The sequence below is a fragment of the Candidatus Methanoperedens sp. genome (assembly GCA_012026795.1).
Taxonomy (GTDB): domain Archaea; phylum Halobacteriota; class Methanosarcinia; order Methanosarcinales; family Methanoperedenaceae; genus Methanoperedens.
Window position 1 is genome coordinate 42,434 of the sequence record VEPM01000008.1, and the last position, 10,698, is coordinate 53,131.

Sequence of the window (10,698 nt, forward strand, 5' to 3'; positions counted from 1 at the left end):
TTAAATGCTTTAGATGGATATTAAAGTTGTGGGGTTTTACAGGCATATAAACTAAAGCTGAAAAACACTGATCTTCCACTATAACTTATATATTTTCTGTAATTTCTGGTCAAAAAATTCATTATCAGATGTAAAAAGAATACCGTTACACAATCTCATCAGCATGGCTTCAACAGAATCCAGCATTTCCCAGCAATCATCTGTGATCTCATCTTGATTTATTTGCAGCGTATATACGGCATTTGTTGAGTTAACGAGTCCTGAAATCATTTCTTTCTTTTTGCTTTCTTTCGATATATCCAAAACAAATTTTATCTCTTCAATTTCTTTTTTGCTTTCTTTATCATCAGGACGCGTTGAGATAATCACCGGTTCCCTTTCTCTGTCATAAACGATTTTAATCTCCCAGTTTAAATCATTTTCTTTTTGTAATGTTATCTGCGGGTTCTGTTCAAAAAAGAATCCATCTTTGATGAATCCAATAACCTCTTCTGGAGAAACAGGAGTGCTTTTCTGGCAAAATACCCTTAAATAATATTTCATTTCTTTCCACTTTTAAAGTTTACACTTAAATTATTTTCTATTCTTTTCCCGGCTCAAATGTCCTTGATGTCGGATTTTCCGGTGTGCTTCCTTTCTGATAGGTTACGCGTTTTGACACATCAGTCTTGTCCACAAAAGTAACCGTATCTTTTGGTCCCATAGCTTTGATCTCATCTGCTATTTTTACCCGTTCTCTCGCTTCCGGGATTCCACTATCCAGCATTTTACCTACCTCGAAATATCCCTTTCCTCCAAGTGAATTTGGTCTGGTGTCAACACCATCGGGATATCTTCCTCCAAGTTCGACATTTTCGACTATTCTTATACCTTCTGCCGCCAGTTCTTTTTTAGCTGCCACCTGTTCCGGACCGCCCGGTCTTCCGGGTCTTCCTCCTTCTGCTGTCGGATCAAAGTACCTTTGCATCCATTCATCCGGAGGAAGGATATCCTTCTTTGCAGCTCCTTCCTTGAATTTTTCATAAACATACCTCTGGTATCTCCATTCGGCGGCATCAGGGGCAGTAATAGGGGGCTTATCTCCTCTGGGCGGAGTCGGCGGCCATTTTACTTCTCCTGGTGCGCGTACTCCTCCTTCCTTCGCAAGCTTAATGTCTGCAAGTTCCTGTTCCAGTTGCCTGATCTGTGCATCTCTTACCGATTTCTGCTCAGGAGGCAAATCTGAATAGCCTTCTTCAAGAGCTTTAATACGATCATTGAATTTTGGATTTTCTTTTATTTGTGCCTCATATTTCAATCGGATTTCCTCGCACGGTGACGCACAAATCCATATCTTGCCTTTTTCCGTAACTTTTATTGACCTTTGCCCGTCTCTTGATGCAATCTCTCCTTCAAGCTTGGGGGTCTCTCCTGCTTTGGATGCCTTACCTTCTTCAGGCGCAGCCTTTCCTTCGCTTTTGGGTAAGCCTTTCCCTTCCGCAGGTGCCGTTTCAACACGGAAGACTTTGCCTTTTACAAAACTATAGATGCCTTTTATTACATTAGCAATAAAATGGAGAATAAGCATAACCACAATAATTACTGCTGTCATTGCCAGGGCAATAAAACTGTCTGCGATACGATTGTAAGCCTCTTCTTTCTGGGCTTTTGTCGTGACTCCTGTTTTCAGAAGTAATAATTTATGTCCGACATTTATAAGTTCAGCCTGTACAAACGAACCCAACAAACTATAACCAACAGCGGCAGCGATTCCTTTAACCAGCGGATGAGGAATGAATGAGGCTACGATCAGAGGTAACATCAGTGATCGCATCAGGATACTAACTACTGTATTATAAATGAGAATCGGGATATCCAGCAATTGCAAAAAACTCGTCCACAGTTCTTCAAGAGAACCTGCGCTTAAAGGCCCGGTTACTATTTTCCAGATGTCTTTAAACAGTTGGATAACATCCTTGGCATTTCCGACAATTGGCAAAAACATATCCCACAGCAAGCCTGTCACAACAGACCAGGGATTGGATTTGAACTCATTCCATTTCTTGCCCATCATCTCCAGTACACCGCTGCCGATTTCACTCCAGCCTGCTGAATTTTTTACTTCGGCAGCATTGCCTGTATCCTGTTGTCTCTGGATTGTCCCGGTTATGGCTGTTGTGGCCCCGGTTTTTTTACTGTTCCCGAAATATTTACTGACTATCCCGGAGAACCTTCCTTCCACACCTTCAAGTGCCTCTACGCCTTTAGCTGCAAGTATGCCGAGGTATTTTTTTGGATTTGCAAATAGATCCTTAAGAAATAATACAAGTTCCCCGAATTGCCTGATTCCCTCAATTATAGTATTTATCCCAAAGGATAGAACACGAAGGACGAATTTGGAGATTGTATCAAGGGCGCTGTCAATCCAGGTTTTAATCTTATTAAATATTGTTTCCCATCCGTCATTAATGGTCTTCCACAGGCTTTTGACCTTATCAATCAGGGCATATGCAATTTTCTGCAAAGCATCGGGCAGCTTTTTAAATAAGAAATTTTGAGTACGGGCATAGACCCTGTCCAATAATGAGGTAGCAAACCCGCTTATCCCTTCCCAGATACTATTGACCTGATCAAGCAAATTATCAGTCAATACCTTAAAACCTTTCCAGATCCCGGCAACAATTCCCGTAAACTTTTTCCAGGCCGCAGCCAGTGATTCTGCATCAAAGCTCATTATAGCATTTTCTATAAAGCTTAGCGGGCTTTGGACAAAACCAATGATATCATTGAAAGAATTTTTTAATGACTCAAATCCTGATAATGCAAATTCCTTAATAGAATTCCACTTCTCATTCAACCAGTCTATTCCTGAAGAAATCAGCGCTTTGATCTCATCAACAATCCATTCAAAACCTTCAACTGCTGTATCTATAGCAATATTTGCCGCATTTTTGACTCCCTCAATACTCGGGTCAAACTGGTAATCTGTAAAAGGAATGTCGAAATTATACCAGGCGGCCTGGACATCCGGTACACCGGTTAAATATCCGCCTTCCACCCCTGCAGTCTGTTTTTTGGTACGAAGGGCGCTCCCCTGTTGCACCGTATGCGTCAACTCATGCGCCAGCAAACGCTTACCTGAAATCGACGCAGGATCATACTTCCCTTCATTGAAATAAATATCCGAACCATGTGTAAATGCCTGGGCACCCAGTTCCTTATTCATTTCTGCGGCATCGGTTCCTGTATGGATATTCACATTACTGAAATCCGCCCCAATGGCAGATTCGAATGAAGAGCGCGTATCCTCAGGTAAGGTTCTTCCGCCTCCTTTTGAGCTATTTAACTTCTGTTGCAGATCAGAGTTTGCCTGGACTCCAGGGGTCGTGCCGGAAGCTTCTTTTTTCAGGAGTTTTTCATCTTCCTCTTCCTTTGCGGTCTTTGTTCCTTTGTTACACCCCGGACACTTGCGCTGGATGGGATGGCCATGACCTGAAACCTCTGTCCCTCTTGACCCCTGCACTTGCATATGGGGCATCCTCATGACCCGCTCTGCCACCCTGTCAGCCTCCTGCTCATAGATATCCCCTGGCTGGCCAACATTGAGTTTAGCCTGTAAAACTCCTGACCTTATAAGCCCGCCAACTGCCTGGTTCCCGATGGTTCTCTGGAGGAACAATATCTGTTCGACCGGGGAATTCATCGATTGGACAAAATCGGGTTTTTGCGTCGATGGGACTTTATTTTCTTTATTTGCTACAGATGCCTTTGCCGACACCTGTGTTGCTTCTACCATTTGTTTTCTCCAGCAGATTTAATTTTTTCAATAATAGGTGATGAGTATGAATCGCCCGTGGACACACATTACTCCTGCTCAGGGTCGTCGCTGCGCACAGGGGGAGGGCTGATGGTTACCCCGAAGTCGGCTGAGAAACTCCAGCCCGGGTTTTCGGTCTTTAACTTCGCGATTTCTGCATAGACCGCTGCGCGGATGGCCGGGGAGTCCATATCTATGAGGAAGCGCAGCTGCCGAAAGCCCCGAATCTGTGCGATCGTCGGTACCTTGCCCGTCCCAGTCGTCCCCGCAGCGCTCGCCAGCGCCGAGATCCGCACCTTCGTCTTTTTGTATATCTGCTTTAAAGCCCAATCCTTAGGGCTCTGCTGCGGCAATCCGGTGCGCGGGTTCGGCTTATCGAGGCCAGCTGCCGATTTGTTCTCCAGGAACTCCCCTTTATTCATATCGATGCCATCGAACTCACCCAGGGGAGATTTATTACCGTCAACCAGTGTGACGTTGCGGACTATGCCCTTGATGGTGTCGAGCGGGCTCTTGATCGGGCCCTCCCCGGACCGATATGTGCGGACGCGTTCGTTGAGCCAATCACCAAAGGCGCTGTTGTTGAAAGCTTTGCCGCGCGGGCTTGCCCTGAGGACGCCCAGACCTCTTTTCATTCCGACCGAGGCGACATAGGCCACGATAGCCTCCAGAAGCACGGCCACCAATATCCCGATCGCCTCTGCAAACTGGCGGGCTGCGGAATCGAGCGCCTTCTTGTCCCCGCGCGCATCCCATACCATTCCGAGGAAACTTCCAAACGCTGCACCCACATCGATTAAGGCGCTAACGACCCAGACCACAAGCATACCGAGGCCGAGCCAGTTTATCAACGCCAGCCCCACTTCAAAGCCAGCCGCTGCTCCGGGTGCTGCGCCCACCCCTCCAGCCAGCGCCCCGATGGCTGCGCCGATCGCGGTTGAGATCGCCAGGATCGCGGCAGCCGCGACAACCAGTAGCATCAGGGATATAAGTATGTCCACGACCGCAGCGGCGGCGTAACGTGCGACAGCCTCAGGGATGTATGATAGCGAGAGCTTGATTGCACTCTTAAAGTCGCTCCAGAGCTCACCGGTGCGATCGAGGAAGTCCGCAACGCCGATGCTTTCGGCGATGTCGTGCGAGATGGAGCCGGAGCCGACCGTGCCCCTGAGGCTGCGTGCGAACGTCGGGCTGGGAACCCAGATCAGGTCCATGGCGTCAAACGCGACAGATTTCCAGCCATCCGTGGTATTCGGTACTGGCTTCTTGTTTGCCCAGGCCAGCACATTAACATAGAAACGCAGGTCCTGTCCCCAGTCATCGGCATATTCCTTGTAGTAGCGCTCGGCTATTGAGATGGCAAAGCCAGGCGTTCCAGCCTCGACCCGGTGAATCCCGGCGTTCGGTTCAGGCAGGTTTGTCTTGATGTATTCGCTGGCAGCATACCCCAGCTCACCGTGTTCAGTACTCACAAGACTCCAGCCACCCGGAAACACCTTGATAACCTGGACGTGCGTACTGAATGGAAGGCTGGTGATGACATTGTCCACGGTCGTATCGGGTGATGAGCGCAGCCGCAGCACAGGACTCCTATCCCAGGCGACAATGCCCGTGAGGTCACGAGTCTCGCCACCGGCCGGAATCCTGTCAAGGCTCGCGTGGGGGTCGATGGCAGTGACCGTCTCTTCTTCCAGAAACTGAACCTGCGGCATCCTCATGACCTGCCCGGCCACCCTGTCAGCTTCCTGCTCGCAGGTATCTCCTGGTTGGCCGGCTTTAAGTTTTGCCTGCAAGGCTCCTGATTTAAGAAGCCTCCCGACTGCCTGGTTACCGATGGTTCTCTGGAGTAACAGCATCTGTTCAAAAGGCGAACCTGCAACGTGAGAAACTTCCATCATTTTAGGGGAAGCCCTGTTCTCTCTATCCTTATTTGTCACAGGCTTTTTAGCTTCTGCCTTTACTGCTTCACCCAAGTTCCAATCTCCATTTCACCTTATGCAATTAATTTTTGAGTTTCAATTTTCCCGCTTGACAGTATTCTATTTCTGGTTTCCTCAGCCACCCAGCAGCTATGACTTGATCCAAACATATCCCCGTTCGAATAATTCTCAGCTTTACATCCCCCGTGACATACAGGAAGCCATTTGCAGTCACGACATAATCCTTTGATATCATTCAGGCGGATGCTCCTGAAATAATTTAAAACCGGAGAGTTCTCCCATATCCACTGGAATGAATGGTCGCGCAGGTTATCACCGTTTATTCCCCAGAAGTATGTACATGGAACTACATTGCCGTCCGAGGTTATGGAACAGACAGAACAGGCTGCGCTGCATACACCTGGATCACATAAATTAACCGGACCCGCAGGAGGTGGTTTGAGTGTGACATTGTAACTTGAAACCTGTATATTCCTTTTTTCAAGGTACTCTACAAGTTCCTTCATCCTGCCCGGCGTAAGCCTTAAATCCGCGTTCTTTTTCCCGCGTCCCATGGGCACCGCACCCTGCACCCTGTAGTTTTTCACACCCAGGTCCCCCATAAGCCGGATAATGCCGGGTATCCGTTCTACGTTCAATTTCGTGGCTGTTGTGCATACAGAAGTATTAACGCCTTCTTCCAGGAGAATCCGGATGCTATGGATCGCGCTTTCAAATGCGCCTTTTACTCCGCGCATCATGTCATGGGTATCCGGATCATCGCCATCTATGCTGATCTGTACATTTAGTTTCGGTATCGTAAGATTTCTCACGATATCCCTGTCCAGTAGTATCCCGTTGGTGGAAACACCAACAGTATCAAATCCAAGACCGGCAGCGTGCCGGATTATCTCGAGCATATCCTTTCGCGCGAAAGGTTCCCCGCCGCTGAAGGAGATGTTTTTTACACCGAAACCTGACATCTCTTCAAGCGAACGTTTGACTTCCGGAGTTGAAAGTTCATTCTCATGCTGCTTTCCCTCAAAATTGTAGCAATGAACGCACCTGAGGTTACATTCCCCGGTTATATCCCAGAATACGGTAGATGGGGCGCCCCAGTTCCTGTAAGATTCATATTTTTCCTGTCTCCATGCTATCATTCCAAGCCTGTACATCTCATCGAGAAATACATTGATATAATCCACAGCATCGGATTTAGCAAGGGCAAAATCCCTTATGAGACGGTCTGCGATTTCTTCAGGCTCCAGTGACCCATCACAATGTTCCAGTATCCTGTATCCGATATAATTCAGCTCATATTCCGTATTATCTACAGGATTAAATACCTGGTAACTGTTCCCTTTCCCGGGTTTCAGGAAAAAGAAAGGCTTCACTTTATATATCCTCCTTTATCGCGGCTGTGGTCTTCTTATAGGTGCGATCGTCGGTCGCCCGGCCGGACATGTTGTTGTAGCATCAGAGGTATCTGATATGGATCTTGGGACAGGTGTTACCGTATCCGACCTATCTACAACCGTTCTGTCAACGACTGTTCTATCAACAACCGGCCTATCAACAACCGGTCTATCTACAACCGGTCTATCAACAACCGGCCTATCTACAACCGGCCTATCAACGACTGGCCTATCTACAACCGGTCTTGCGGATGTGCATGGGGTAACAATAGTATTATCCGGCTTCCCCGCCAGGCATGTTATAGTATTATCCGGCTTCCCTGCCAGGCATGTTATAGTATTATCCGGTTTCCCTGCCAGGCATGTTATAGTATTATCCGGTTTCCCTGCCAGGCATGTTATAGTATTATCCGGTTTCCCTGCCAGGCAGGCTATAAGAGGCGTTCCCGCTGTGCAAATGACTTTTGGTTTTCCTGCAAGACATGGCACATCAGGCTGTCCAGCTGCACAAATGACCCTGTTTAACTGGAAATTCAGTATTGTTGTCTGGTTCTCATTCACCAGAGGCTTTTGTGTCGCTGTACTATATCCCGTAGCGCTTGCGATCACCGTATAGCTTCCGGTAGGAATATCAGGAATTGAATAATTGCCAGAATCATCAGTAACTGCTGATAGTGATGTACCTGTTACGGAGACTGTAGCGCCTTTTATACCTGTTACGCTTATAGATCCCGGTCCTCCTGAAATACATATAGCTGCCGCTTCGCTTATCCCGGGTCTTGCGCCGGTGCAGGTGTCAGTTCTGGCAGTTGTTACGCGTCCTGAGATCGTTCCTTTTGAAACCGCAACAGTAAGCCTGAAGTTTGCAGTTACGGTTCCGCCGGCAGGCACGTTTACAGTACTTTTTCCTGTGACATATCCTGCCGCATTTGCAACAACATCCTGGGAACCTTCAGGAATATTCCTGATAATATAATTCCCCAGGCTGTCAGTAATGGCTGACAGGCCAGCTACTGATACAGTTGCCCCCTGTATCCCGATTTCCTCCATATTGCCATCAGGCACTCCTGAAAGGCATGGAATATCAGTCGGTTTTCCTGCGATGCACAGGATTGCAGCTGCACTTGTTGCTGTATCCAGTGATCTTGCCACCGTAGTGTCCGGCGATCTGATAGTAGTGCCTGCGGGTCTCACTGCAGGAATATCTACAGTAGCACGGCTTATTAGAGGTGTTGCCCCTGTGCATACAGGTTCTATTCGTTTCCTGAAAGTTGTAACTCTTCCTGAAACAGTTCCCGTAGTTACCAGCGCCAAAAGCTGGAAGTTAAGGGTTAATGTCGTATTTGCTTCCACAATCACTGAGGAGGTTCCTGCGTTATAATCCGGGGCACTTGCAGTTACAGTATGCGTACCAAGCGGAACATTATAAATAACATAATTTCCGGATTCATCAGTCAGTACAGATAGCGATGTGCCAACAACAGATACTGTTGCGCCCATGATACCTCTTGATACGGGCCGGGGCATTAGTTCAACGGGCAATATCCTTCCCGGAATAGCTGATATTTCTCCGGTAACAGGACCTCTTTCCACGGATAAATCAACAGATATTCCTGATATTTCAGTGACCCTGCCTTTTATTGTTCCTGTAGCACGTTCCAGCGTGAAGTTTATACCTGAAGTTGTGTGGTCATCTGTCACAATAACAGAGCCCCTGCTCCGGGTCTGGTATTTATCCGCAGAGGCAGTCACAGTATATGTGCCGGTTGGCACATTTGAGAGGGTATAATTTCCTGTCTCATCCGCTGTGGTTGAAATTCCTCCGGCCATCACCTTAACAATTTTTTGTATTACATTTCCATCTATATCCAGGACTCTTCCTGTTATTGTTCCTTCGGTAGATATCGGAGTAAGCGGGATATCCATTTTATTTATCTGGTCCGGCTTCACATTTACCAGATCCGATGCTTTTTCATATCCTGAGGCAAATGCCCATAATACCTGGTTCCCATGAGGAACATTTTGAAGCAGATAATGACCTTCATTATCAGTCACAGTTGTGATCGTACCAACTGAAACAGTTGCTTCCTTGATTTTTTTGGTGTCGTCTGTTGTATCTTTTACAAAGCCCTCTATGCTTCCTGTAGTGGGTTTAAATGTGACTTGGGTTACGGCTGCTCCTGACCCTGTTGTGGCCATAACGGCGGCAATTCCGGGAATTGTGCCGCACTTTAGAGTTGCTGTTACTTTTCCATCCTGGCCTGTTGTAACATGATCCGGAATATTTCCAAGCGTGCTTATGAGAATTACATCGATACCAGGCAATCCCACACCGGCATCATTCCGGACAGTTATCGTAATTTCAGAGCTTGCAGTATCATTAGCATATATTTCCTCCGGATCTGCGCTCAATAATATTTTGCTGGGAGCTATTTTATTTTTAAGGTATATGGATTGGTCTTCAAGCTCACTGGCCTGCGTTTTGAGACATTCGAGCATCCGGGTAATATGTTTATTGTTATTTACCAGTGTTCGTTTTGTATTATCAACCACCAGTTTTGGATTTCCCGAACCATCTGTCCCAAGGCTTAATTCCGCGATTTTTACTCTCGTATCTTCATTACTATTAAAACATGGTTTTGTCCTGAACTCAACTAAATTTTTCTGAAGACTTTCAGAGATTTCACGCGGACTTTTCACTTCGATTATGGATGTTGTTTCATCGTATTCCACACCATTGATATTTGTTTTTATGGCAAAATTTCCTGCCTGGCCTGGTTCGGCCCTTACAAGATACCATATATTTATTGTATCCCGGGATTGGATAGAGATAGTTTCCGGATCTTTAATCCCATCGATCAGTGCCCATCCTGCTGGCAGGTTTTCGGATAATGAGACTGAAACTGAAGATTCCGAAATATTATTGATCGAAAGATGTACTTCAAAAATATCTCCAGGTGTGATATAATTTTTCACTTTCCTGCTGATCCTTATTTGTCCATCTCCGGACCGGTAGTCAAATATTTTTGTTGAGAGGTTGTTCCAGATATCGCATATCTTTTCATCGGATATTTCCACCCCGTTATTCTGGATATTTTCTATTTCACATGTATAGGATTCTTCTGTCCTGTTATTTGCGCATACTTCTTCACATGTTGAAGCAGTCTGTGCCCTGACCCTCTCTTTAGGACATTCATTATATTTTAAATATATTGCTTTTTTGTTCTGTGAAGAAGGCCTGTCAGTATCAGAAAGGGTTAAAATCACATCTTCAGGGACAACTATCTCGCGGCCGCACCTGTCAATAGCTAATCCGGATCTGATAATTACATTCATCCCCTGCGATTCAACACGCAGCCCGCAAACAGTTCCGCTTCCGAACATCAGCCTGTTTACCAGCCATCTTTTATCGTTGAGATACTGCTGCTCCAGCTCGAAATCTCTTACCGTCATCAATTTACCATAATAATAATTATTTCTCTGGTATGCTCGAAGTTTACAACTCTCCGTATTCTCTTGACTGTCTGACATATTTTAATCCTCCTTCTGTTATTTTTATTACTTTTAT

At 46.4% G+C, this 10,698-nt stretch carries 5 protein-coding genes; all 5 read right to left on the bottom strand.

Annotated features, from left to right (window positions below; genetic code table 11):
* Window positions 1–78: 78 nt before the first annotated feature.
* The gene (locus FIB07_03790) at window positions 79–543 is read right to left on the bottom strand and encodes a hypothetical protein (GenBank protein ID NJD51969.1); all 465 of its coding nucleotides are present in this window, start codon (window positions 541–543) and stop codon (window positions 79–81) included.
* Between the two features lie 37 nt (window positions 544–580).
* Window positions 581–3,775 carry a DUF4157 domain-containing protein gene (locus FIB07_03795; protein ID NJD51970.1) on the bottom strand — a complete coding sequence of 1,065 codons (3,195 nt, stop codon included), beginning with the start codon at window positions 3,773–3,775 and terminating at the stop codon, window positions 581–583.
* Between the two features lie 68 nt (window positions 3,776–3,843).
* Entirely contained in the window at window positions 3,844–5,769 is a 1,926-nt protein-coding gene (locus FIB07_03800) for an SH3 domain-containing protein (GenBank protein ID NJD51971.1), read from the bottom strand.
* 20 nt (window positions 5,770–5,789) lie between these two features.
* Window positions 5,790–7,109, bottom strand: a complete 1,320-nt coding sequence (locus FIB07_03805; protein ID NJD51972.1) for a radical SAM protein — start codon at window positions 7,107–7,109, stop codon at window positions 5,790–5,792.
* A 15-nt stretch (window positions 7,110–7,124) separates the two neighbouring features.
* Window positions 7,125–10,661: a hypothetical protein gene (locus FIB07_03810; GenBank protein ID NJD51973.1), complete on the bottom strand. Its 3,537-nt coding sequence runs from the start codon at window positions 10,659–10,661 to the stop codon at window positions 7,125–7,127.
* Window positions 10,662–10,698 lie beyond the last annotated feature (37 nt).

What these genes read in the sequence shown, in the direction of transcription:
- FIB07_03790 (NJD51969.1), bottom strand. Translation starts at nt 543, where the DNA reads ATGAAATATTATTTAAGGGTATTTTGCCAGAAAAGCACTCCTGTTTCT.
- FIB07_03795 (NJD51970.1), bottom strand. Translation starts at nt 3,775, where the DNA reads ATGGTAGAAGCAACACAGGTGTCGGCAAAGGCATCTGTAGCAAATAAA.
- FIB07_03810 (NJD51973.1), bottom strand. Translation starts at nt 10,661, where the DNA reads ATGTCAGACAGTCAAGAGAATACGGAGAGTTGTAAACTTCGAGCATAC.